16 protein-coding genes and 1 tRNA gene are annotated in these 25,512 nt (G+C 66.2%); 10 read left to right on the forward strand and 7 right to left on the reverse strand.

Annotated elements, in window-relative coordinates:
- Positions 1–335: 335 nt before the first annotated feature.
- The gene (gene gloB / locus PNO31109_RS08455; protein ID WP_150555169.1) at positions 336–1,163 is read right to left on the reverse strand and encodes a hydroxyacylglutathione hydrolase; all 828 of its coding nucleotides are present in this window, start codon (positions 1,161–1,163) and stop codon (positions 336–338) included.
- Between the two features lie 14 nt (positions 1,164–1,177).
- On the opposite strand from gloB, the gene PNO31109_RS08460 reads away from it, so the two are divergent.
- From PNO31109_RS08460 to PNO31109_RS08480, 5 genes are all read left to right on the forward strand, one after another.
- The gene (locus PNO31109_RS08460) at positions 1,178–2,053 is read left to right on the forward strand and encodes a methyltransferase domain-containing protein (protein WP_150555170.1); all 876 of its coding nucleotides are present in this window, start codon (positions 1,178–1,180) and stop codon (positions 2,051–2,053) included.
- Positions 2,050–2,496, forward strand: a complete 447-nt coding sequence (gene rnhA / locus PNO31109_RS08465) for a ribonuclease HI (RefSeq protein WP_150555171.1) — start codon at positions 2,050–2,052, stop codon at positions 2,494–2,496. Before PNO31109_RS08460 ends, rnhA begins: the two co-directional genes overlap by 4 nt.
- A gap of 63 nt (positions 2,497–2,559) precedes the next feature.
- Positions 2,560–3,306: a DNA polymerase III subunit epsilon gene (dnaQ, locus tag PNO31109_RS08470; protein WP_150555172.1), complete on the forward strand. Its 747-nt coding sequence runs from the start codon at positions 2,560–2,562 to the stop codon at positions 3,304–3,306.
- 270 nt (positions 3,307–3,576) lie between these two features.
- A tRNA-Val gene (locus PNO31109_RS08475) sits at positions 3,577–3,651 on the forward strand.
- Positions 3,652–4,168: 517 nt separating this feature from the next.
- The gene (locus tag PNO31109_RS08480; RefSeq protein WP_150555173.1) at positions 4,169–6,412 is read left to right on the forward strand and encodes an NADP-dependent isocitrate dehydrogenase; all 2,244 of its coding nucleotides are present in this window, start codon (positions 4,169–4,171) and stop codon (positions 6,410–6,412) included.
- Between the two features lie 194 nt (positions 6,413–6,606).
- Here PNO31109_RS08480 and PNO31109_RS08485 read toward each other — a convergent pair whose 3' ends face one another.
- The 3 genes from PNO31109_RS08485 to PNO31109_RS08495 all read right to left on the reverse strand — a co-directional run bounded on the left by PNO31109_RS08485 (position 6,607) and on the right by PNO31109_RS08495 (position 10,595).
- Complete coding sequence (locus PNO31109_RS08485; RefSeq protein WP_150555174.1) at positions 6,607–7,917, reverse strand: MFS transporter; 1,311 nt, start codon at positions 7,915–7,917, stop codon at positions 6,607–6,609.
- Positions 7,918–8,272: 355 nt separating this feature from the next.
- Positions 8,273–9,487, reverse strand: coding sequence for an arabinose transporter (locus PNO31109_RS08490; protein ID WP_150555175.1), 1,215 nt, complete (start codon positions 9,485–9,487; stop codon positions 8,273–8,275).
- 457 nt (positions 9,488–9,944) lie between these two features.
- Positions 9,945–10,595 (reverse strand): TetR/AcrR family transcriptional regulator, encoded by a 651-nt coding sequence (locus PNO31109_RS08495; protein ID WP_241014163.1) that lies wholly within the window; start codon positions 10,593–10,595, stop codon positions 9,945–9,947.
- A 121-nt stretch (positions 10,596–10,716) separates the two neighbouring features.
- Between PNO31109_RS08495 and PNO31109_RS08500 the strand changes: the two genes are divergently transcribed.
- The 3 genes from PNO31109_RS08500 (at position 10,717) to PNO31109_RS08510 (ending at position 14,272) form a co-directional block, all read left to right on the forward strand.
- Positions 10,717–11,556 carry a metal-dependent hydrolase gene (locus PNO31109_RS08500; protein ID WP_150555176.1) on the forward strand — a complete coding sequence of 280 codons (840 nt, stop codon included), beginning with the start codon at positions 10,717–10,719 and terminating at the stop codon, positions 11,554–11,556.
- 276 nt (positions 11,557–11,832) lie between these two features.
- Entirely contained in the window at positions 11,833–12,888 is a 1,056-nt protein-coding gene (locus PNO31109_RS08505) for a porin (RefSeq protein WP_150555177.1), read from the forward strand.
- 91 nt (positions 12,889–12,979) lie between these two features.
- Complete coding sequence (locus PNO31109_RS08510; protein WP_150555178.1) at positions 12,980–14,272, forward strand: NCS2 family permease; 1,293 nt, start codon at positions 12,980–12,982, stop codon at positions 14,270–14,272.
- Between the two features lie 142 nt (positions 14,273–14,414).
- Here PNO31109_RS08510 and PNO31109_RS08515 read toward each other — a convergent pair whose 3' ends face one another.
- The gene (locus PNO31109_RS08515) at positions 14,415–15,140 is read right to left on the reverse strand and encodes a GNAT family N-acetyltransferase (RefSeq protein WP_150555179.1); all 726 of its coding nucleotides are present in this window, start codon (positions 15,138–15,140) and stop codon (positions 14,415–14,417) included.
- 181 nt (positions 15,141–15,321) lie between these two features.
- On the opposite strand from PNO31109_RS08515, the gene pdxR reads away from it, so the two are divergent.
- Complete coding sequence (gene pdxR, locus PNO31109_RS08520; protein WP_150555180.1) at positions 15,322–16,890, forward strand: MocR-like pyridoxine biosynthesis transcription factor PdxR; 1,569 nt, start codon at positions 15,322–15,324, stop codon at positions 16,888–16,890.
- Between the two features lie 143 nt (positions 16,891–17,033).
- Here pdxR and PNO31109_RS08525 read toward each other — a convergent pair whose 3' ends face one another.
- Positions 17,034–18,293 carry an MFS transporter gene (locus PNO31109_RS08525; protein WP_150555181.1) on the reverse strand — a complete coding sequence of 420 codons (1,260 nt, stop codon included), beginning with the start codon at positions 18,291–18,293 and terminating at the stop codon, positions 17,034–17,036.
- A gap of 295 nt (positions 18,294–18,588) precedes the next feature.
- On the reverse strand, positions 18,589–23,781 hold the full coding sequence (locus PNO31109_RS08530; RefSeq protein WP_244958147.1) for an NAD-glutamate dehydrogenase: 5,193 nt from the start codon (positions 23,779–23,781) through the stop codon (positions 18,589–18,591).
- A 225-nt stretch (positions 23,782–24,006) separates the two neighbouring features.
- On the opposite strand from PNO31109_RS08530, the gene dbpA reads away from it, so the two are divergent.
- Entirely contained in the window at positions 24,007–25,419 is a 1,413-nt protein-coding gene (gene dbpA / locus PNO31109_RS08535; RefSeq protein ID WP_150555183.1) for an ATP-dependent RNA helicase DbpA, read from the forward strand.
- Positions 25,420–25,512 lie beyond the last annotated feature (93 nt).

A 25,512-nucleotide genomic window follows, 5' to 3' on the forward strand; every position in this document is an offset into this window, starting at 1 on the left:
ATCGGGCTCGAATTGGGTGACATCTTCATTAAATTGGCAAGGATGGTAAGGAAACCCTTCGGATGCGTCAACCTTTCTGCCTAATTTTTTTGCAAAAATAGGTCGAAAAACGCCCAAAAATAAGGGTAATTCCCAGGCACGAATTCCTGAGATGTGGTCAGCGAGACACACCTTCGCTCCGCATTTTGCGCACTCGCCATGCATGCATACCGCACCAAAACACCACCCGAGGGGCAGCGAGTCAAGGTTGAGCAGGCGTGTGCGTCGATGTCAACGCTCGCTTTGTGACAGACATCATCGCGCGCCATGCAGTTGACAGCATGGCGGGCCCGCGACTAGCGGAAGGTGTCTTTCCACGCGCGCACGGCGGCGAAAACCGCTTCGCGCGTCAGTGCGCTGCGTCCGGCGTGGCGCTCGGCCGCGGCAACGACGGCAGGCGCATCGCTGCGAAGGAAGGGATTGGTCGCGCGCTCCTGGGCGAGCGTGGTGGGCAGCGTGGGGCGGCCGGCCGCGCGAAGCGCGCTCGCCTCGCGGTGCCATGCGGCCAGCGCGGCATTCTCCGGATCGACCGCCAGCGCGAAGCGGATGTTCGAGAGCGTGTATTCGTGCGCACAATGCACGAGCGTGGCCGGCGGCAGCGCGGCGAGCGCATCGAGCGACGCGAGCATCTGCGCCGGCGTGCCTTCGAACAGACGTCCGCAGCCGCACGAGAACAACGTATCGCCGCAGAAAAGGCGCCCGGAGCCCGCGGCGCCCGCGCCGAGAAAATAAGCGATGTGGCCGGACGTGTGGCCGGGCACGTCGATCACCTCGAGCGCCATGGCGGGCGCCGCAATGTGCACCGTCTCGCCGCCGCGATGCGGATGATCGACGCTCACGATCGCTTCATGCGCGGGGCCGTGCACCGGCACGTCGAAACGCTCGCGCAGCGCCTCGATGCCGCCGACGTGGTCGGCATGCTTGTGCGTGACGAGAATGGCGCGCAGCGTGAGGCCGTGCGCATCGAGATAGGCGAGCACCGGCGCGGCGTCGCCCGGGTCGACGACGGCGGCGTCTTTGCCGTCGTGGACGACCCAGAGATAATTGTCCTGGAACGCGGGGACGGGGAAGACGGTCAGTGTTCCGGCCGACTGCTCACTTGCCGCATCTGCGTGCGCATCCATATATACTCGCCACCATGTCAGAACGTCCGATTATAGACTGGCCCGTCTGGCTCGTCTCACCGCCAGGCCGCTACGCGCTCGCATGGGAACAGGCCCTCTTCGATCAATGGGTCGGGGATCTGTTCGGCTATCACGCGCTGCAACTCGGCCGTCCCGAGCTCGATACGCTGCGCGAGAACCGCATGCCCTACCGCGGCCTCGTCCTTCCCGCGCCGCGCGGCCCCGAAGCGCCGCCGCTCATGACCAAGGCCGCCAGCGACACCACCGGCATCACGCCGGCGAATGCGGCCGGCCCGATCGGCATGGTGCCGCGCGACATCCTGGTGAGCCGCTACGACGAATTGCCGATCGCCACGGCAAGCACCGACCTCGTGGTGCTGCCGCACGTGCTCGAATTCGCGGAAAACCCGCACGACATCCTGCGCGAAGTCGAGCGCATTCTGGTGCCCGAAGGTCAGGTCATCATCACGGGCTTCAACAACCTGAGCCTGTGGGGCGCGCGCGAGGAACTGGGCAAGCTCGCCGGCGCGCCGTTCCTGCCCCCGGGGGCCGACCTCATCGCGTTCACGCGCCTCAAGGACTGGCTCAAGCTGCTGTCGTTCGACATCGACCGCGGGCGTTTCGGTTGCTACCGTCCGCCGCTGCGGGGCGAGCACTGGCTGCAGCGCTTCGAGTTCATGGAACCGGCGGGCGACCGGTGGTGGCCGATCTTCGGCGCGCTTTACGCGGTGCGCGCGGTCAAGCGCGTGCGCGGCATGCGCTTGGTCGGCAAGGTCCGCAAGCGTATACTCGGCCTCCAGCCGGCTGCGGCGCCGGTGGCGACACCGAACACCACGCATTGTCAGATGGCGGACGCCACGGACGGACCCGAAAGATTGTTTGAGAGATGACCTTGCCGCAAGTCAATATCTATACCGACGGCGCCTGCAAAGGCAATCCCGGCCCCGGCGGCTGGGGCGCCCTGCTCGTTGCAGGCAAGCACCGCAAGGAAATGTTCGGCGGCGAAGCCAACACGACCAACAACCGCATGGAGCTGCTCGCGGTGATCCGCGCGCTCGAAGCACTGAACAAGCCCTGCCACGTGGTGCTGCACACCGACTCGCAGTACGTGCAAAAGGGCATCAGCGAATGGATTCATGGCTGGAAGGCGCGTGGCTGGAAGACAGCCGCGAAAGAACCGGTCAAGAACGCCGATCTCTGGCAGATGCTCGACGCCGCGACGCAAAGACACGAGATCGAATGGCGTTGGGTGAAAGGCCACGCCGGACACGATGGCAACGAGGCGGCCGATCGGCTGGCCAATCGCGGCGTCGAGAGCCTGCGCGGCGGCTGAGCCCGCGACACAGGACGTTGACGACGCTTCCGAACGAAAGCACACGAGTACCCAGCACACACCATGCGACAACTGATCCTCGATACCGAAACCACCGGCCTGAATGCGAAGACGGGCGACCGTCTGCTGGAGATCGGTTGCGTGGAACTGGTCAATCGCCGTCTCACTGGCAACAACCTGCACTTCTACATCAACCCCGAGCGCGACAGCGATCCGGGCGCACTGGCGGTGCACGGGCTGACGACCGAATTCCTGTCCGACAAGCCGAAGTTCGCGGAGATCGCCGAAGAACTGCGCGAGTACTGCCGCGGTGCGGAGATCATCATTCACAATGCGGCGTTCGACCTGGGCTTTCTGGACATGGAGTTCGCTCGCCTGGGCTGGCCGCCGTTCATGGAACACTGTGCCGGCCTCATCGACACGCTCGTGCGCGCCCGTGAAATGTTCCCCGGCAAGCGCAATTCGCTCGATGCGCTGTGCGACCGTCTCGGCGTGAACAATTCGCACCGCACCCTGCACGGCGCATTGCTCGATGCGGAACTGCTGGCCGATGTGTATCTCGCCATGACGCGCGGCCAGGAGAGTCTCGTCATCGACGCGAACGACGCGGACGACGGCGCGGCCGGCGGTCACCGCGAGAGGATTTCCCTGCGCCAGTTCGATCTGCCGGTGATCGTGGCCGCGGCCGACGAAGTCGCACAGCACGACGACGTGCTCAACGGCATCGACAAGGGCATGAAGGGCACATGCGTGTGGCGCCTCGAACCGGCGCCGGCGCAAGCGCAGCCCGAAGCGGCGCCTGCCGCGTGAGTTTCGACGAAGGCGAAGTGAAACCGTCTCGCGAAAAAATCGCGTGGAACCCTTCCCAAACGAACGAAACGCCCCTATAATCGCTGTCTTTGCTGCTTGCGAGTCATCGCGAGACACGGCGTGAAGTGATCGAGAGATATCGTCACGGCGGCAGCAAAAAGAATCAAAGAAAGGTTGCAGACTTCTGCGAAAACAGTTAAAGTTCTGCTCCTGATTGCGAAACAAAAACTTCAGCAATCAACGCTAAATCATTGATTTAGTTAATGATTTGGGTGGTTAGCTCAGCGGTAGAGCACTGCCTTCACACGGCAGGGGTCACAGGTTCAATCCCTGTACCACCCACCAGATTCGAAGGGCCGACCATGCGTCGGCCCTTTTGTTTTCCGGCGTCGGCATCCCGACTCGATCCCCCCTTCATCCTTCATCCCTTCACATCTCTCACGGCCCGCTTGTCGCCTCCCGAGCCACGCGAGTCGATTCTTCCGTCCATTTCCCTCCCTCTGGCGCCCTGCCCCATGCGTACCTATGCGCATACGCATACGCAGGCGGAACGGCCACGGTTGCCGCCGACATCAATATTTTTCATTGAAAATAAAAATTGATAGCCGAAAAAGCATACCGGAACTCCGGCGGACACCCGCGCCGGGCTTGGGTCTGCGCGAGATTTGCGGGGTTTCGAACGAAGTTATGGGGCCTACAGTGCCAGTCTTATATAAGACTAAAGCGTTCACATTACGAAAAGGCATTTCAGTTTTGTCGCCCACCCGTGTCACAATCACGGAAATTTGTCATGGCTAGCGGACTGTCACCCAGTCGGCGGCGTTCCCCCACCTTTTCCTGATTCTTGAATCCGAGACCAGCGATGAGTACGCAGCAACCCAGCATCATCTACACCCTGACCGACGAAGCACCGCTTCTGGCCACCGGCTCCTTTCTCCCGATCATCCGCACCTTCACCGCCCCCGCCGGCGTGAAGGTCGAGACCAGCGACATCTCGGTGGCCGGCCGTATCCTCGGCGAATTCCCCGAGTTCCTGACCGAAGAGCAGCGCGTGCCGGACAACCTCGCCGAACTGGGCCGTCTCACGCAACTGCCGGACACGAACATCATCAAGCTGCCGAACATCAGCGCGTCGGTGTTCCAGCTCCAGAGCGCCATCAAGGAACTGCAGTCGAAGGGCTACAAGGTCCCCGACTATCCGGAAGATCCGAAGACCGACGAAGAAAAGGCCATCCAGAAACGCTACTCGAAGTGCCTGGGCTCGGCCGTGAACCCGGTGCTGCGTGAAGGCAACTCGGATCGCCGCGCACCGCTGGCCGTCAAGAACTACGCCAAGAAGCACCCGCACAGCATGGGCGAATGGAGCATGGCGTCTCGCACGCACGTCGCGCACATGAAGCATGGCGACTTCTACCACGGCGAAAAGTCGATGACGCTCGACCGCGCCCGCGACGTCAAGATGGAACTCGTCACCAAGAGCGGCAAGACGATCGTGCTCAAGCCGAAGGTCTCGCTGCTCGAGGGCGAGATCATCGACAGCATGTTCATGAGCAAGAAGGCGCTGTGCGCGTTCTACGAAGAGCAGATGGAAGACGCGCGCAAGACCGGCGTGATGTTCTCCCTGCACGTGAAGGCCACCATGATGAAGGTCTCGCACCCGATCGTGTTCGGCCACGCCGTGAAGATCTTCTACAAGGAAGCCTTCGAGAAGCACGGCAAGCTGTTCGACGAACTGGGCGTAAACGTCAACAACGGTCTGGTGAACCTCTACGAGAAGATCGAGGCGCTGCCGAGCTCGAAGCGCGAAGAGATCATTCGCGACCTGCACGCCTGCCACGAGCACCGTCCGGAACTGGCGATGGTCGACTCGGCCAAGGGCATCTCGAACCTGCACGCCCCGAACGACGTGATCGTCGACGCGTCGATGCCGGCGATGATCCGCCTGGGCGGCAAGATGTGGGGCGCCGACGGCCGTCCGAAGGACACGAAGGCGGTGATCCCTGAGAGCACGTTCGCTCGCATTTATCAGGAAATCATCAACTTCTGCAAGACGAACGGCGCGTTCGATCCGACCACGATGGGGACGGTGCCGAACGTCGGCCTGATGGCCCAGAAGGCCGAAGAGTACGGCTCGCACGACAAGACGTTCGAAATCCCCGAAGACGGCGTGGCGAACATCGTCGACATCGACACGGGCGAAGTGCTGCTCTCGCAGAACGTCGAGGCCGGCGACATCTGGCGCATGTGCCAGGTCAAGGACGCCCCGATCCGCGACTGGGTGAAGCTCGCGGTGAACCGCGTGCGCAACTCGGGCATGCCGGCGGTGTTCTGGCTCGACCCGTATCGTCCGCACGAGGCCGAGCTGATCAAGAAGGTCGAGAAGTACCTCAAGGATCACGACACCACCGGCCTCGACATCCAGATCATGTCGCAAGTGCGCGCCATGCGTTACACGCTCGAGCGTGTGATCCGCGGCCTGGACACCATCTCGGTGACCGGCAACATTCTGCGCGACTACCTCACCGACCTGTTCCCGATCATGGAACTGGGCACCAGCGCCAAGATGCTCTCGATCGTGCCGCTGATGGCCGGCGGCGGCATGTACGAAACGGGCGCCGGCGGCTCGGCGCCGAAGCACGTCAAGCAACTCGTCGAAGAGAACCACCTGCGCTGGGACTCGCTCGGCGAATTCCTGGCACTGGCCGTGTCGCTCGAAGACCTGGGCATCAAGACCGGCAACGCTCGCGCCAAGATCCTCGCCAAGACGCTCGACGCCGCCACGGGCAAGCTGCTCGACAACAACAAGAACCCGTCGCCGAAGACCGGCGAGCTGGACAACCGCGGCAGCCAGTTCTACCTGGCAATGTACTGGGCGCAGGAACTGGCCGCGCAGCAGGACGACGCCGATCTGGCGAAGGTCTTCGCGCCGCTGGCCAAGCAACTGACCGAGAACGAGAAGACCATCGTGGGCGAACTCGCCGACGTGCAGGGCAAGCCGGTGGACATCGGCGGCTACTACAAGCCCGACTTCGACAAGCTCGACCAGGTCATGCGTCCGAGCAAGACGTTCAACGCGGCGCTGGAGAGCATCGCGAAGGCGGCGTAAAGCACGATGTAGGGAAGACGGCGGCCCGTCGCGGCGAGGCGCCCTTGACTGGGCACCTCGCTCGCAACCCCCTGCTGCCAGACGTAAAAAAGCCGGCATTTTGCAATGCCGGCTTTTTGTTGCCTTCACCACCGTGCGGCGATATATCGCGCTGCGACTCCGTCAGAGCGCGCGATGCACCGCACGCGCGGGCTTCAGCGATTGACCTGCGCCTTCGATTGCGTGAGCGCCAGCACGGCGCCCAGTGCAAGGGCGGCCGACACGCAGTACATGCCGGCGTTGGTGCTTTGCGTCACGTCCTTGAGCCAGCCGATGATGAACGGGCTCACGAAGCCGGCCAGGTTGCCGATCGAGTTGATCATGCCGATGGCCGCCGCGGCCGAGCCGCCCACCAGCAGCGCACTCGGATACGTCCAGAACACCGGCATCGTGGCGAGCATGCCGGCCGTGCCGACCGACAGCGCGACCATCGCGAGCGGCACGTTGTTGCCCCACACGGTGCTCAGGTACAGGCCCACCGCGCCGGCCATCGACACCACGGCGAAGTGCCAGCGGCGCTCGCCCGTGCGGTCCGAGCTGCGCGCCACGGCAATCATGCTCCCGACCGCGCAGGCATACGGGATCGCGGTCAGCAACCCCACGTCGAGCGCGCTCTTCACGCCGCTTGCCTTGATGAGCGTCGGCAGATAGAAGCCGATGCCGTAGAGGCCCATCATGCAGCAGAAGTAGATCACCGCCATCTTCCACACGTGCGCGTTGGCAAAGACCGACGCCACCGAATGCTGCGCCTTGCCGGCGCCGTCCTGCGCAATGTTGTACTCGAGCACCGCCTTTTCTTCTTCGGTCAGCCACGAGGCCGCTCGAATGCCGTTGGGCAGGTACATCAGCGTGATCACACCGAGAATGACCGACGGAACCGCTTCGATGAAGAACAGCCACTGCCAGGCCGCCCAGCCGCCCACGCCATTGAACGCGGCGAGAATCCAGCCCGAGAGGGGACCGCCGAACACGCCCGCGATGGGAATGCCGATCATGAACAGCGCATTCATGCGGCCACGGCGCTGCGCCGGGAACCAGTAGGTCAGATACAGCACGATGCCGGGGAAGAAACCCGCCTCGGCCACACCGAGCAGGAACCGCACGATATAGAACTGCGTGGGCGTCGTCACGAACAGCGTGGCGGCCGAGAGCACGGCCCACGAGATCATGATGCGCGCGATCCAGCGGCGCGCACCGACCTTGTGCATGATGATGTTGCTCGGCACCTCGAAGAAGAAGTAGCCGATGAAGAAGATGCCCGCGCCCAGACCGTACACGGTCTCGCTGAACTGGAGGTCGCTCAGCATCTGCAGCTTCGCGAAGCCGACGTTGACGCGGTCCAGATAGGCCGCGACATAGCACAGGAAAAGGAACGGCAACAAACGCCAGGTCGCTTTCGCGTAGGCGCGCGCCTCGATGGCGCTCGCGTGCGCGTTGGGTCGGGTACCGCTAGCGATAGTACTCATGGTCTCCACTTTGAACCTCGGCTGCCTGCGCAGCCAGAATCACGACTGCAACACTGCCTCCGGACCACTCGCACCGATCACGCTGCCTTACCCACTCGACCGCTCTGGAAGACCTCACGATTCCCGCTGTACGGGAATCGATCACGCGGAGTCCGGAGCACTGTCTCCGGACGTCTCGTCCCGCCCACAGGCGGGTTACGCGACGTTTCTCACCCTGCCATCCCCTTTTGTTGTTGGGAGGCCGACGCGATTGTAAACCATAGGAGAGCGCTGCATCCGGAACATCATGTCGATTCGCGCTGGCTCGGCGACACAGACAGACAGCGCGCGGCAGCAAAGCGTTGTCCGGCGCCTGTCACCGACGGCGCGCGCGTAGCGCGAGCACCACCAGCACGCCCGCGACAGCCGCGAGCGCGCCGCACAGGAACACGGCGCGATAACCGAACGGGTTCGCAACGGCGCCGGCGAGCGGGCCGGTCAGCAGGATCGCCACGTCCTGGAACGCCGCATAGGTGCCCAGACTCGTGCCGCGGCTCGCCGCCGGGGCGCGCTTGACGACCTCGATGCCGAGCGACGGAAAGATCAGCGACGCCCCGGCTCCGGCAAGCGCGGTGCCGAGCAGCGCCAGCCACGCCACCGGCGCTTGCCAGACGAGCAGCAGACCGATCGCTTCGACGCCGAGCGAAGCTTGCGCCACCCGCAGGTTGCCCAAACGCTCGGGCCAGCGGCCGCCGATCAGACGCAGCAGCACGAAGGCCAGCCCGAACGCGGACAGTGCAAGCGCGGCGCCTTGCCAACGCGACGCATCGAAGTACAGCACCACGAATGCGCCGACCACGGCGAACCCCACGCCTTGCAGCGCGAGCGCGAGCCCCGGCAGGAAGACGATGCGCAGCACCTGCGAGTACGGCAGCGCGCCACCCGCCTGATGCGCCGGCGCGACAGCGGGAATGCGCGCCACGACCGCCCGGCCGACGAGCGGCAGCAGCGCGATGAGCACGGCCACGCCGGTGAGCGACGTGCTGCCGTATAGCGCCAGACCGAGCGGCGCGCCGACGGCGAAGCCGCCGAAGACCGCAGCGCCGGTCCATGACATGACGCGTCCTGATTGCGGAGCGCCCAGGCAGCCGATGGCCCACGTCAACGTGCCGGTGATGCACAGGCTCTCGCCTACGCCGAGCAGCAGCCGCGAGATCGTGAGCGCCCCGAGGCGAGGTGCGGGCGCGAGCGCAACGAGGCTCGTCGCGAACATCGCGATGCCGGACAGGCCGACGAACAGCAGCCCTCGCATGAGCGCGACGCGTGCGCCGCGCTGGTCGGCGGTGCGCCCCGCGAACTTGCGTGTGAGCACGGTCGCGAGCGACTGGATGCCCACGGCAAAGCCGACGATGACGTTGTGATAGCCGAGCGTGTCGTGCACGAACAGCGGCACGACCGAGAGCGACATGCCGATGGTCAGGCATGCGAGAAAGACGTTGGCGGAAAAACGCACCAGCAACGCGGTGGCGTTGGCGGACGCGGCAGGCGTGACAGGGGCCGCGGGTTGCGCGGGTGCAGCAGTAGACGACATGAGAGAAGACTCCCTTTTGGGCCGGCAAACGCGCAGGCGTCGGCGCGACGCACCAGGCACCAAGCGGTCCTCGGCAGACCGATGAGACCCGAAGGCGCATTGCGAACGACACGCGCGACGCAGACCGGCGATCGGACAACCGCGACGAAAGCGTGGACGGAAAAGGCAAGTCGGATGGACGAGGCGCGCGTGGCGCGCAGGGCACCGGGTCAAGCGCTGATTGGGCAGCCCGGCGGTTCACCAGCGAACGCACGCTCCTCGATCGACGTGCCGGACCACCGGCCGCTGTCGCGGAGAATGCGTTGGTTGACGTGAACGCTTACGTGGCATTGACGGAATTCGCCGCCGCATGCCAGAAATCAGTTCGCATTCTAGCCACGGCTTTTGCGTTACGCAAGGTGCGTTAGAGCATCGTGCGCCCCGTGGCCCGCGCTGTGCGCGCACCCGACGAGCCGTGTCAGCCATCGGCACGCAAGAGTCCCCAGCACAGGCGGTACAACTCGTCCTCGAACTCCGGCGTGCCGAGCAGCGGCGAGTCTTCGAGTGCCGCCGAGCGCAGCGTGCCCATGACGGCACGCGTGAGCACGAAGACGGTGGCTGCGCTCGGGGCTCGCATCTCCGGCGCGTCGCGTCGCGCCATTGCCACGGCAATGTGCTCGGACGCCTCGCGCATGGCCTGCATGATGTTCTCGTGATGGTCGAGCTGCCAGGCCATCTTGATGAGCGAGCGCTTCACGCGCCCGCCTGCGCCAAACGCCTCGATCAGCACGCGCAGGCGTTCGCGAATGACTCGCTCGGGATCGGCGCCCTCCTGCGCCGCCCGCGCGATGCGCTCGTTGAGTTCGTCCATCACGCGACGTCGCTCGCGCGCGATCATCGCGAGCAGAATGGCCTCTTTCGTGGGGAAGTACTGATACAGCGTGCCGATCGAGAATCCCGCTTTCCTGGCGATGCGGTTGGTCGTCAGCGCCGTCTCGCCTTCTTCGTCGAGAATCTGAGCGGTGGCCTCGAAAATGGTCTCGACGGTGTGCTGCGCGCGGGCCTGCATCGGGCGCTTTCGCATGGTGGACGAGGCGTTCGGGGCGACGGTCGGCTTGGCGGTGGACATGGCGAAAAACTGAGCGGGAAGCGAGTTGCGGCAAAGCGCCTGAAAAATGAATAATGCTCACATTCGCAACCAAATTCAAGCGGCGCGGAATTTCCGCCCCTGGCCGAAGAGGTAAATCGCCATGAGCAACGACACGTCTGCCCTGACGGTGCGCAAGCTGAGCGTCGATCTCGCCAGTGGCTTCGATCGCCACTGGCACAGCGGGGACGCGTACCGATCGATGTATTACAACGCGCTGTCGATGAGCTTTCCCGTCGGCGAGCAGTCCTTTATCGATTCCGTGCGCGACGCGATGGATGCGCTGCCCGACGATGCGCGCTACGACGGGTTGCGCGCCGACATTGCGCAGTTCATCGGACAGGAAGCCACGCATCGGCATCTGCACGGTCAGTACAACGCGCAGCTCGCCCGGCAGGGACTCGTCAACCATTGGGAGAACTGGGCCACGGCGCGCATCCGCTGGGCGAAGCGCCGCAAGCTCTCGCCGATGTACATGCTCGCGGTGACAGCCGCCTATGAGCATTGCACGGCGGTGTTCGGCGACGGCGCGCTTCGCTACGAGCGCTGGCTGGCGAAGGCCGAGCCGAAGATGCGCCTGATGTGGCGCTGGCACGCCGCCGAGGAAACCGAGCACAAGGCCGTGGCGTTCGATCTCTATCGCGCGCTCGGCGGCAGCGAGCGGCAGCGCGTGCTCACGTATCTTTACGTGCTTTTCATGTTCGCCGTGGAAAGCCATGCGCAGACCATCAACAACCTCTGGCACGACGGTACGCTGTTCAAGCCCCGCACGTGGTGGGGCTTCGCCACGATGTTCTTCGGACGCGACGGCGTGGTCTGGCGCTGCACTGGGCCGATGCTGAAATACCTCCGGCCGTCGTTCCATCCGAACCGCCACGGCGATCCGAAGCTTGCCGAGCATTGGCTCGCGGCGCATCGCGCCGACTGGCGCGCCATTCGGTGATCGCCGCGTCCTCGCACCAGGCCCGCATCGGCGAAGCCGCGGGAAAGCCACGGTGTTAACCCCAGAAGTGTGACACCCGCAACGGAATACCGAGTATCAGCCTTCGGTGATATGCCGCACGTCACGCGTTGATAATAATAATCACGCCTCAATGCAGCACCGATAACCGCGCAAAGCGAAGTCAGTGTGTCAATGACTCAGGCGTGCCCCTTGCACTCTTCGGTGAAAAGAGAAGTCCAGAGGCACGCACAATCAAAACGAGACGGAGACACATTCATGAGCAAGGCAGCAGGTTGGCTGCGAGGCGCGCTCGCCCTCGCGGTTTGCGGCGCGGCGGGCGTCGCGCACGCACAATCGAACCACGCACCATCGAACGTATCGCTCTACGGCCAGGTGGACGCCTGGGTCGGCGCCGCCAAGGCGCCGGGCGGCGAACGCGCATGGACCCAGGGCGGTGGCGGCATGTCCACGTCGTACTGGGGGATGAAGGGCTCGGAGGACCTGGGCGGCGGCCTCAAGGCCGTTTTCACGCTGGAAGACTTCTTCCTGCCGCAAAGCGGTCGCTACGGCCGCTTCACCGGCGACAGCTTCTTCTCGCGCAACGCATACGTCGGCCTGCAATCGAATACGCTGGGCACGGTTACGATGGGTCGCCTGACCACGTCGTATTTCGTCTCGACGATTCTCTTCAACCCGTTCGTCGACTCCTATACGTTCAGCCCGATGGTCTACCACACGTTCCTGGGCCTGGCCGGCCAGGGCATCGTGGGCGACTCGGGCTGGAGCAACGCGGTGATGTACGCCACGCCCGACTACAAGGGTCTGGGCGCGAGCATTTCATACGCGTTCGGCAACAAGGCCGGCGAGACCGGCCAGAACAAATGGAGCGCCGCGGCGATGTACTTCCACGGCCCGCTCGCCGCCACGCTCGCCTATCAGCAGGTGAAGTTCGACTCGGTGCCCGACGACCAGGCCGGCATCACCGGCTTTCGCAACCAGCAGGCGCTGCAGGCGGGCCTGACCTACGACTTCCAGGTAGTGAAGCTCTACGGTCAGTACCAGTACATCAGGAACAACATCACCGGCGGCGACCTGTCGTCCAACGGCGGCCAGCTCGGCGTCTCGGTGCCGCTGGGCGGTGGGAGCGTCATGGCGTCGTATGCCTACACGAAGAACTCGGGGCAGAACAACGCGAGCCGCAACACGTGGGCCATCGGCTACGACTACAACCTGTCCAAACGCACGGACCTGTACGCCGCCTACCTCAACGACAAGGTGTCCGGGCTGGAAGCGGGCAATACTTTCGGGGTGGGCATGCGCACCAAGTTCTGACAAACTCGGATGCACGGGCGCGCCCGCAGTACAATGCGCGCGCCCCCGCTGCACACGGACAACGGCATAACAAAGTCACAAGGAGCGCACGTTGCTGACCAAATTCTTCAAACTCGAGGAGCATGGCTCCAATGTACGGACGGAAATGGTGGCCGGTCTCACGACCTTCCTCACCATGTCGTACATCATCTTCGTCAACCCCAACATTCTGGGCACGACCGGCATGGACAAGAGCGCCGTGTTCGTGGCGACGTGTCTTGCCGCCGCGATCGGCTCGGTGGTCATGGCGTTCGTGGCCAACTACCCGATCGGCATGGCCCCGGGCATGGGGCTCAACGCCTTCTTCGCCTTCACGGTGGTGGGCGCCATGGGCTACACCTGGCAACAGGCGCTCGGCGCGGTCTTCATCTCGGGGTGTCTGTTCATCATCCTGACCGTCACGGGCATACGCTCCTGGCTGATCGCCGGGGTTCCCAAATCGCTGCGATGCGCCATCGCCGCCGGTATCGGTCTGTTCCTCGCGATCATCGCGCTGGGCAACGCCGGCGTGGTCGTGGCCAACCCGGCGACAAAGGTCGGCCTGGGGGACCTGCACTCGCCGCAGGCGCTGCTGGCGATCTTCGGCTTCTTCCTGATTGCCGTGCTCGACGCACTGCGCGTTCGCGGCGCCATCCTGATCGGCATCCTGGTCGTGACGGTCCTGTCGATGGTGTTCGGCCTGAACCAGTTCCAGGGCGTGTTCGCCATGCCGCCGAGCCTCTCGCCAACGTTCCTCCAGCTCGACATTCCGGGCGCCCTGCACGCCGGCTTCGTGCATGTGATCCTGGCTTTCGTGCTGGTGGAAGTGTTCGATGCGACCGGTACGCTCATGGGCGTGGCCAAGCGCGCCGGCCTGCTCGAAGGCACGCACTACAAGGGCCTGGGCCGCGCGCTCTTCGCCGACTCGATCGCCATTTTCATCGGCTCGCTGCTCGGCACGAGCAGCACCACGGCATACGTGGAAAGCGCCTCGGGCGTGCAGGCGGGCGGCCGCACCGGCCTCACGGCCCTCACAATCGCCGTGCTGTTCGTCCTCGCGCTGTTCATCGCGCCGCTCGCCGGTTCGGTGCCTGCCTACGCAGCCGCCCCGGCGCTGCTGTACGTGGCCGGCCTGATGCTGCGCGAACTGCTCGACGTGGAGTGGGACGACATCACGGAAGCCACGCCGGCCGCGCTCACCGCGCTGGCCATGCCGTTCACATACTCGATCGCGACGGGTCTGGCCTTCGGCTTCATCTCCTACGCCGTGCTCAAGCTGTTCACCGGGCGTGCGAAGGAAGTTCACCCGGCCGCGTGGGTCATCGCGGTGCTGTTCGTGCTCAAGTACATCTTCTTCCCGGGCTGAACACCGTCTCGTCGCGCCGGCCGTAGCACTGCCGCGGCCCGCGCCATCGCGAAGCCGGAAAGACAGCGGCCCGCCTGGGGTTCCCGGCGGGCCGCTTCTCGTTTTCCGTTGCCTGTTTTCTGTTTTTCCGTTTCGTTTCTTCCTACGCCCTCGCGGCTGCGATCAGCGCCGCCAGCGTCGCACGCTGCCGGCCCTGCGCGTCGAAGTTCTCCGGCGAGAGCCACTGCTCGAATCCGCGGCTGACAGCCGGCCACTCCCCGTCCGTGATCGAGAACCACGCCGTGTCGCGGCTGCGGCCCCGATACACGATCGCCTGGCGAAAGACGCCTTCGAAAGTGAAACCGTATCGCGCTGCCGCCCGGCGCGAGGGCGCATTGAGCGCATCGCACTTCCACTCGTACCGGCGATAACCCAGTTCGTCGAACGCGCGTCGCATCAGCAGGTATTGCGCTTCGGTGCCCGCCCGCGTGCGCTTGAGCAATGGCGAATACGCCACGTGCCCGACCTCGATCACGCCGTTCGCCGTGTCGACGCGCATCAACGCCAGCGTGCCCACGGCCTTGTCCGTCTCGCCATCCACCACCACGTGGTGCAACGGGTCGGCCGAGGCCGCCATCCGGGTCGCGTAAGCGTAGTAGCTGTCGAAAGTCGGGAACGGACCGCCGGACATGTAGGTCCAGTCGCGGCCGTCGGGCGCCGTCGCGTATGCTTCGTACAACTCCCTCGCATGGCGCTCGACGTCCATCGGCGCGAGGCGGCAATACCGGCCCTGAATCGACGTGCGCGGCGGCGGCATGCGCGGCGTCCAGTTCGGCAATGCAGGGCCAATCGGCTGGTCGTACTCGTTAAATGCAGGAACGTCTGTCATGCCTCGTCTCCGGTGATCGCGCAATGGACTGCGTGTCGTCCATGACAATTAAAGTACCGCATTGGTGGTACGATAAAAAGCACCACAATTGTGGAATCTGATGGTGCCAGGCCGTTTCATTCCTGCCCATGATCATCCGCCTATCCGCCTATCCGACTACCCGACCATCCGAGCGTCCACCATGGCCACCGCCGCGAAGCACTCTGGCTCCCACGTCTCGCCGCAAAACGTTGCGGCGCTCTTCGACACGCCCTTGACGACCGGGCCCGGGCGGGGCGTATCGCTCCAGAAGCAACTGCTCGCCCGTCTCAAGCACGCGATTCTCGAAGGTCGCCTGCCCGCCGGCGCGCGGCTGCCGGCGTCGCGCACGCTGGCCGAAGACCTCGCCGTCTCGCGCAACACGGTCTCCATCGTCTACGACCAGCTCGCCGCCGAAGGCTTCATCGTCGCGCATCGTCTCGGCACCCGCGTCGCGCAACTCAGTCTCGACCCCGCCATCTCCGCCGAGGCGGCCGAAGCGGTCCGGCAGCGCGCGAGCGCCGCCGCACAACCCATGGCCGGCGCGACCGGCACACCGGCGCCGCCGGCGTCCCGACGCATTCAGCGCCTGCCGGCCACGCGGCACGCTGCGCGCGCCGACGAATCGCCGCTGCCGTTCACGCCTGGCGTACCGGCTCTCACGCGCTTTCCCGCCAGCGCCTGGCGCCGCACACTCGAGCGCGTGATGCGCGAAGCCCAGCCGCGCCACTACCACTACGGCGACCCGCTTGGCGAACCCGCCCTGCGCGACGCCATCGCCGCTCACCTGCGCATCTCGCGCGGCGTGCGCTGCGATGCCGCACAGGTCGTCATCACGGAAGGCGCGCACGAGGCGCTGATTCTGTGTGTACGCCTGCTCACGGACCCGGGCGACACGGTGTGGATGGAAGACCCCGGCTATCGCGGCGCCAAGGCCGCCTTCCATGCCAGCGACGTTCGCGTGCAGGCGCTGCGCGTCGACAACGAGGGCGTCGTGATTCCGGAGGGACTGTGGGCGCGCGCCACGCCGCGCCTCGTCTACGTCACGCCGTCGCACCAATATCCGCTGGGCAGCGTGCTCTCGGCGTCCCGCCGTCTCGAACTGATCGCGCAGGCGCGGCAACACGGCACATGGATTCTGGAGGACGACTACGATAGCGAATTCCGCCATCAGGGCGAGCCGATCGCCGCCATGCAGGGCATGGTGCCGGACGCCCCGGTGGTCTACGTCGGCACCTTCAGCAAGACGATGTTCCCCGCCCTTCGTCTCGGCTTCCTGATTCTGCCGACCGCGCTCGCGACGCAGGCGCGCGATGCGCTCGACGAACTCCTGCGCGGCGGCCACCGTTTCGAGCAACTCGCGCTGGCGGACTTTATCCGCAGCGGGCAGTTCGCTCGTCACCTGGGTCGCATGCGCCGTCTCTATCGCGAACGCCAGGCCGCCCTGCGCGACGCGCTCGCCGCCCACTTCGATCCGGCTTACGCGGTCATCGGCGAGCGCTGCGGCCTGCATCTGACAGTGCGACTCGACCCCGCCTTTCGGGACAAGGCGATCGTGGCCGCCGCACAGCGCGAAGGCATGGGGCCACGCGCGCTGTCGAGTTTTGCCATCGATCCGCAGCCGACGGACAACGGTCTGGTGATCGGCTACGGCGACACGGACGCCTCGCGTATCCCCGGCCTGATCAAGCGCCTCGCCGCGATCGTCGCCGCACAAAAAAACCCCGCTTGAAGCGGGGCTTATCGAAGGCCATCGGGCGCCGTGGGGTGCTACGGCGTGCTATCGGGTGCGATGGACCCGGGCGTCGCGCAGGGCACCACGCAGAACACCACGCAGGTCATTACGCACGTCATTGCGCAGGTCAGCACGCACCATCACGCAGCGCGCACGGTTTTCTCTCGCGCCCCGCGAGCCTCGTCGCCTTCACCGGCTTCGTCGGCTTGCCCGGTCGGCTCGGCCCCGCGCGCCATCCACAGCGTGAGCAACACCGCGGCGACGGCCGCCACGGCAGCGCACAGATAGACCTCGGCGTAGCCATACGCGCCCACGATCAGCCCGGCCACGGGCCCCGTCACGCCCAGCGCGACGTCGAGGAAAACGGAGTACGCGCCCAGCGCCGCGCCGCGGTTCTGCGCCGGCACGAGATTGACCGCTGCCACGCCCAGCGACGGAAACACCAGCGAGAAGCCCGCGCCCGAGAGAGCCGCACCGAGCAGCGCCGTGAAGCCGGTCGGTGCAACGCCCAGCACGATGAGTCCGAAAGCCTCGAGGGCGAACGACGCCATGGCCACGCGATAGCCGCCGAAGCGCGCGATGCTGCCGCCCAGCAGCAGGCGCACTCCCATGAAGCACAACCCGAACGCGCTCAGCGCCAGTGCCGCGTTGTCCCAATGGTGGCTCGCGTAGTAGAGCGTAATGAACGTGGAGATCGCGCCGAAGCCGATCGAGCCGAGCGCCAGGCCCGTGCCGAACGGCCATACCCGGCCGAGCACCGCGCGAAATGCCAGCCGCTCGCCATGAATGACCGGCGTCGCCCGCTTCATGCGCGCCAGCACGAGACCGAGCACGCCTGCCAGCGCGATCGTGCCGCCCAGCGCTTCGATACCATATGCGCTGTCGATCGCCACGCCCAGCGGCGCGCCGAGGGCCAGCGCGCCGTAGGTGGCCACCCCGTTCCACGAGATCACGCGTGCGGTATGACCGGAACCCACTTGTCCGATGCCCCACATGATGGCGCCCGTCGACACCCAGCTCTCACCGAAGCCGAGCACCAGGCGGCCGAGGATCAGCGCCGCGAGCGCCAGCCAGGGCACGCCGGAAAACACGCCGCCCAACGCCACGAGCAATCCCGACGCGCCGCAAGCCACGAGCCCGCACAGCACCGTGCGCTTCGGCCCCCAGGCGTCGGCCGTGCGTCCGGCGTAGGGACGCGAGAGCAGCGTGGCCAGATACTGCATGCTGATCGCCAGGCCTGCGATCACCGAGCTGTATGCGAGATCGACATGCACGAACGAGGGCAGTACCGCAAGCGGCAGGCCGATCGTGAGGTAGCAGAGGAACGTGAAGAAGACGGTGGAGACGATCTGCAACGTCGTGGCGAACTGACCGTTCGCAGGGCGGGTTTCGTTGGGCATTTGCAGAGGGATGAGGAATCGACGAAACCCCAGGACGCGCCGCGCCGCGCGACGGGCAAGCGTTCGCACGATTCGACTCAATCCTAGGGTTTTCCCGGATGATACGCCGTTTCGCGTCTTTTGTGTAAACGCTTAAGAAATGACGGCCGCCCGCGCCTACGCGGCGACATCGTGTCCCTGCCCGTCCCTGCCCGTCCCTGCCCGTCCCTGCCCGTCCCTGCCCGTCCCTGCCCGTCCCTGCCCGTCCCTGCTCGTCCCTGCTCGCCCGCGGCGACCGGTTGACGGGGGCGCCGGCTCACCGCCCGAGTTCCGCGAGCGCCTTGAGGCTCACCGAGAGCATCGCGAGATCGGCGTTGCCCGCCGACATCTGGTCCGAGAGCACGCGGTGGTAGCGAGCGAGCGCATCGGCGTGCACGAGTTGCCAGCGCGCGACGCGTCGTGCCGCCGGGCTCATGTCGGCGGCCTGCGCCCCGGGGGGCGCGCCGTCGCCGCCCTCCTCGCGCAACGCCAGCACGCTCGCGGTGAGGCGTCTTCGCAGCGCCGACAACTCCTCGAGCAAGGTCGCGCGCGCGAGCCGCTGCCAGTGCGAGAGCATCGGCAAGCCGAGCACGCCGGCATGCAGCCAGGCGTAGCCGAGCGGTCCGTCGAGCGCGAAGTACACCTGCGCGGCCAGTGCCGGCTCGCAACCGCTCGTACTGGCCACTTCGGCAATGTCGAGCAGCGCCACACGCGCACCAATGTCCGCGGCCGTCCGGGCCAGCGAGGCCGGCACGCCCGCGTCGATCAGGCGCTGGCGACGCGCGTGCGCTTCGTCCGCCGCCTCGCCGCTCACCAGCGTATCGAGCGCCGGCAGGAGCGGATCGAGCACGCCGCGCAGGCGCTCCACGGTTTGCGGCACGTCTGTCAGGCGCCTGCGCAGGAACCACAACGTTGCCTGCTCGTGCCACTGCGACATGGCCGCGAAAAGCGCCGCCTGCGTCTCGTGCGAGATCTTCGCGTCGAGCGCGTCGATCTCGAGCCACAGGGCGTCCAGGCCATACGCGCCGCGCGCGGCCAGACTGGCGCGCACGACGTCCGCGGGCTCGGCGCCCGTCTCCTCGCTCAGCCGGTGCACGAACGTCACGCCCGCCCGATTCACGAGCGCATTCGCGTGCATGGTCGCGAGGATCTCGCGCCTGAGCGGGTGGCGCAGCATTGCCGCGCCGCAACGGCTTGCCAGCGGCGTGGGGAAGTACGACGGCAAGTCCTCCGCCACGAACGCCGCATCGGGCAAATCGCTCTCGAGCAACACGTCGTACAGCCACATCTTGCTGTAGGCCATGAGCACCGCGCGCTCGGGCGACGTGAGCCCGGCGCCTGCCGTGCGGCGTGCATCGAGCGCCTCGTCGTCCGGAAGGAACTCGATCGCGCGCGAGAGCCGCTGCGCCCGCTCCAGATACCGCATGAAGCGCGCCTCGCCGTCGAGCGACGCCGCCGCGTGCAAACGCCCGAGCGACAGCGCCTGCGTTTGCAGATAGTTGTCGCGCAGCACGAGCGCGCCGACCTCCTCCGTCATCTCGGCGAGCAGCGCGTTGCGCTGCTTGAGCGTCATCTCGCCATCGGTCACCACCAGGCCCAGCAGAATCTTGATGTTGACCTCGTGATCCGAGCAGTCGACGCCGGCCGAGTTGTCGATGGCGTCGGTATTGATGCGGCCGCCGCGTTGCGCGTACTCGATGCGCCCGAGCTGCGTGAGCCCGAGATTGCCGCCCTCGGCCACCACCTTGCAGCGCAAGTCCGAACCGTTCACGCGCAGGCCGTCGTTGGCGCGATCGCCCACCTGCGCGTGCGTTTCGGTGCTCGCCTTCACATAAGTGCCGATACCGCCGTTGTAGAGCAGATCGACGGGCGCCGTGAGCAATGCGCGCAACAGGTCGTTGGGCGCCATCTCGGTCGCCTCGACACCGAGCCATTCACGCACTTGCGGCGAGAGCGCGATGACCTTCGCGGCGCGGGCAAACACGCCGCCGCCCGCTGAAATGCGCTGCGGATCGTAATCGGCCCAGCTGCTGCGCGGCAGTCGGAACAGGCGCTCGCGCTCGGCAAACGAACTGGCGGCGTCGGGCGACGGATCGAGGAAGATGTGCCGGTGATCGAACGCCGCCATGAGCCGGATGTGCTTCGAGAGCAGCATGCCGTTGCCGAAGACGTCGCCCGACATGTCGCCAATGCCGACCACGGTGAAGTCCTGCGTCTGCGTGTCCACGCCCATCTCGCTGAAGTGCCGCTTGACCGACTCCCAGGCGCCGCGCGCCGTGATGCCCATCTTCTTGTGGTCGTAGCCGACCGAGCCGCCGGAGGCGAACGCGTCGCCCAGCCAGAAGCCGTATTCGGCCGAGATGGCGTTCGCGTAGTCGGAGAAGGTGGCGGTGCCCTTGTCGGCGGCCACGACGAGGTACGGATCGTCGCCGTCGACGCGCACGGTGTTCGGCGGCGCCACGAGCTGGCCGTCGACGTAGTTGTCGGTGAGGTCGAGCAGCCCTCGCAGGAAGGTCTGGTAGCACGCCACGCCTTCGGCGAGATAGGCGTCGCGATCGGCCTGCGACGGTGGCTGCTTCACCACGAAACCGCCCTTCGAGCCTACCGGCACGATCACGGTGTTCTTCACCATCTGCGCCTTCACCAGACCGAGCACTTCGGTGCGGAAGTCCTCGCGCCGGTCCGACCAGCGCAGCCCGCCGCGCGCCACGCGGCCGCCGCGCAGATGCACGCCCTCGACGCGCGGCGAATACACCCAGATCTCGAACATCGGCTTCGGTTCGGGCAGGCCCGGCACTTTGGACGGATCGAACTTGAACGACAAATAAGGCTTTTGCGTGAGGCCGCCCTTGTCCGGCTGGAAGTAGTTGGTGCGCAGCGTCGCCTCGAGCACGCCGAGGAACTGGCGCAGGATGCGGTCCTCGTCGAGGTTCGGCACGTCTTCCAGCGCCGCGTGGATCTGCCCGCGCAGACGCTCGGCGTGCGACGCCCGGGCCTCCTCGCCCAGGGCAGGATCGAAGCGCGCGAGGAACAGCCGCACCAGCATGCCGGCAATCGACGGGTTGCCTGTGAGCGCACTTTCGATGTACGCGTTGCTGAAGGTCGAGCCGACCTGGCGGATGTACTTCGCGTAGGCGCGCAGAATACGTACTTCGCGCCACGTCAATCCGGCCTGCAACACCAGGCGGTTGAGGTCGTCGTTCTCGACGTCGCCCGCCCAGATGCGGGCGAACGCCTCCTCGAAGCGCGAGCGGGCGTGCTCCAGATCGACGTCGGCCCCGTCGAGACTGGACATGCCGAAGTCGTGCATCCAGACGACGCCGGCGCCCGCGGGCTCGATGCGATAAGGCCGTTCGTCGTTCACGCGCACGCCGAGGTGCTCGAGCATCGGCAGGCTGCGCGAGAGCGCGATCGGCTCGCCCGCCTGATAGATTTTGAAGCGCAGGGTGCCCGGCGCGGCTTCCAGCGGCCGATAGAGTTGCATGGCCAGCGTCGGGGACGGGGGCGACGGGGGCGAAGAGGGCGAAGAGGGCGCCGTTGATCCGACAGGCGCGGCCGACGCACCATCGAGCAGCGGCTCGATCAGTTCGACGTCACGCACCGCGACGCGGGCGGCATAGTCCTCGCGATAACCCGCCGGGAAGGCCTGCGCGTAGCGTCGCAGCGCGCGCGTGCCGCGCTCCTCCCCGAACTGCTCGCGCAACGCGTCGGACAAGTCGTCCTGCCAGCGACGGGCCGTCTCGACGATGCGCGCCTCGAGCTCGCCGACATCCACGTCAGGCACCTGGCCGGGCTCGGTGCGCACGGTGATGTGAATGCGCGCGAGCATCGACTCGGAGAGCTGCGGCGTGAACTCCACGCTCGTGCCGCGATAGGCCGCCTGCAACAGGTTCTGCACGCGCACGCGCAGGTCGGTGTTGAATTTCTCGCGCGGCACGAACACCAGGCAGGAGACATAGCGGTCGAAGCGGTCGCGCCGCACGAAGAGCCGCGTGCGCTGGCGCTCCTGCAAGCGCAGAATGCCCAGCGCAATGTCGGCGAGCTGATCGACGTCGATCTGAAACAGCTCGTCGCGCGGGTACTGCTCCAGGATCGTGACGAGCGTCTTGGCCAGATGCCCGTTCGGCAGGAAGCCGGTGCGCTCGATCACTTCGGCGACCTTGCGGCGCACGAGCGGAATCTCTTCGGCCGGCACCATGTACACGGTGGACGTGTAAAGGCCGAGGAAGCGGCGCTCGCCGCACACGCGGCCCTGCGCGTCGAAGCGTTTCACGCCCACGTAATCGAGATAGCCGGGGCGGTGGACGGTCGCGCGCGAGTTGGCCTTCGTCAGAAAGATCGGCGCGCTCGCCCGCACGATGCCGATGGCGCCCGGCGAGAGTCTCGTGACGTCGGGCGTCGAGGTGTCGCGGCGCGATTCACGCAGCACGCCGAGGCCGGTGCCCGTCACGCCCTGCAGGTAATGCTCGCCGTCGCGCTCGACCAGTTCGTAGTCGCGATAGCCGAGGAACGTGAAGTGCCGCGCCAGCATCCAGTCGAGGAACGCCTGTGCCTCGTCGATTTCCGTTCGCTCCTGCTCGCTCACGCCCGGGTGTGCGGCGTGCTCGGCAAGCGACTCGATTGCCGCGTGGGCCGCCGCCTGCATGGCCCGCCAGTCGTCGACCGCGGCGCGCACGTCACCCAGCACCCGCCGCAGTCCGTCGGCGAGCGCCTGGATGCGCTCGGGTTCGGAGAAACGGTCGACCTCGATATGGATGTAGGACTCGAAGCGGCTGCCATCGGCCCCCGCCCCGCCCGCGCCGGCGTGCCCATCGTCGCCGGCGCTCGCCAACGCTGCCGACTGCCCCGGCACCTGCGGCGCCTGCGGCACCTCGGACATCTCGGACACCCCAGGCTCGCCGGATTCGGCCGCGGCCAGCAGCGCGCTTACCTTCGCGCCCACCTCCTTCGCGCCCACCTTCGCCCCCACCTTCGCCTCCACCTTCGCCTCCACCTTCGCCTCTACGTCCGCGCCGGCGCTCGCGCGCCGCAGCCCGGCGCCCGGCACCACGGCAATGCGTTTTCCTGAGGGATCGCGCCGAATGCGATAGACGGGGTGAAACGCCGAGTGCAGCGCCAGGCCCTGCCGGTTGATTTCCATCGTGACCGAATCGACGAGAAACGGCATGTCGTCGTTGACGATCTCGATCACGGTATGACTGCAGTGCCAGCCGTGCTGATCGAGCGTGGGATTGTAGATGCGGATGCGCGGCTCGCCGCCGACGAACTTCTGCCCGAGCTGCCAGTGCGCCATCGCGGCGCCATACAGATCGGCGACGCTTCGCGAGACGACGTCGTCCGCGTCGGCCAGTCCGTAGTAATGCAGGACGAAGGGCTCGAACAGCACGGCCACCTCGGGAGCGCGCTCGGCAGCCATCGCTACGACTTGCGCCATGTGCTGGCGGACTTTCTCTTCCGGATTCGCGGGCATGGGCGACCTCTGCGGGAATGGACGAGACATCGACGGGCAAAGCCATGCTACGCCCGGCGGGCCTGCGCTGGCAACGGCGGTTTGCCCCCGTCCCCGTGCGCGAGGACGCAGGCGCGCACGCCCGTCGTGGCCGGCGTTCCCGGCGTTCCCGGCGTTCCCGGGGTCCATGGTCCCGGCGCCCGCGCGGCACGACGGCCCCCGCCGGGCCGGCCGGTATAATTGCGCATGACCTCAAAAGCCACCGATTCGCGCAACGACAGCGCCCCCTTCTCGAGCCTGCCGCTCTCGCCTGCCATGCAGGAGAACCTCGCACGGCTCGGTTACGTCTCGATGACGCCGATCCAGCAGGCGTCGCTGCCCGATATCCTTGCCGGGCACGACATCATCGCGCAGGCCAAGACCGGCAGCGGCAAGACCGCCGCATTCTCGCTCGGCGTGCTGCAACGCGTGGACGCCCGCGACTTCGCCGTGCAGGCCGCCGTGCTCTGCCCTACGCGCGAGCTCGCCGAGCAGGTCGCACAGGAAGTGCGACGCATTGCCCGCGCCGAAGACAACATCAAGGTGCTGACGCTGTGCGGCGGCTCGCCGCTGCGGCCGCAGGCCGAGAGTCTGGCGCATGGCGCCCATGTCGTTGTCGGCACGCCGGGCCGCATCATGGACCACCTCGAGCGCGGCACGCTCTCGCTTGCCGGCCTCAAGACGCTCGTACTCGACGAGGCCGACCGCATGCTCGACATGGGGTTCTTCGACGACATCGCCACGGTCGCACGCCAGACGCCCGCCTCACGCCAGACGCTGCTCTTCTCCGCCACGTATCCCGAAGGCATCGGCAAGCTCGCACAACGCCTGCTGCGCACACCGCGCGAGATCCGTCTGGAGGAAAAACACGACGCCGGCAAGATCCGCCAGCGGTTCTACGAAGTGCGCGAGGAGGAGCGCCTGCATGCCGTCGGCCAGATTCTCGATCACTTCCGGCCGGTGAGCACCATCGCGTTTTGCAACACGCGCGCGCAATGCCGCGATCTCACCGACGTGCTGCGCGCCGAAGGCTTTCACGCGCTGATGCTGCACGGCGAGCTCGAGCAGCGCGAGCGCGACCAGGTGCTCATCCAGTTCGCCAACCGCAGCTGCTCGGTGCTGGTGGCCACGGACGTGGCCGCGCGCGGGCTCGACATCGCCCAGCTCGAAGCGGTGATCAACGTCGACGTGACGCCCGATCCCGAGGTCTACGTGCATCGCATCGGCCGCACGGGCCGCGCCGACGAGGACGGCTGGGCGTTCAGCCTGGCTTCCATGGACGAGATGGGCCGCGTGGGCAACATCGAAGCTGCGCTCGGCCAAGAAGTGCCGTGGCACAAGCTTTCGGAACTCACGCCGTCAGGCGACGGCCATCTGCTGCCGCCGATGGTGACGATTCAGATGCTCGGCGGCAGGAAGGACAAGATCCGGCCGGGCGACGTGCTCGGTGCGCTGACCGGGGAAGCGGGATTTGCGGCCGCCCAGGTCGGCAAGATCAACGTGCTCGACAACTTCACGTATATTGCGGTGGATCGCGACATCGCCCCCGTGGCGCTGCGCAAGCTGGCCGACGGCCGCGTCAAGGGCCGCAAGGTCAAGGTAAGATTCCTGCAGGACTGACGCCGGCTCGATTCAGCAGTTTCAGCGATTCAGCGATTCACCGATTCAGCGACTCACCGATTCAGCAGTTTCGTCCGTACCGTTCCCGAAGGC

The sequence above is a fragment of the Pandoraea nosoerga genome (genome assembly GCF_902459585.1).
Lineage (GTDB): Bacteria > Pseudomonadota > Gammaproteobacteria > Burkholderiales > Burkholderiaceae > Pandoraea > Pandoraea nosoerga.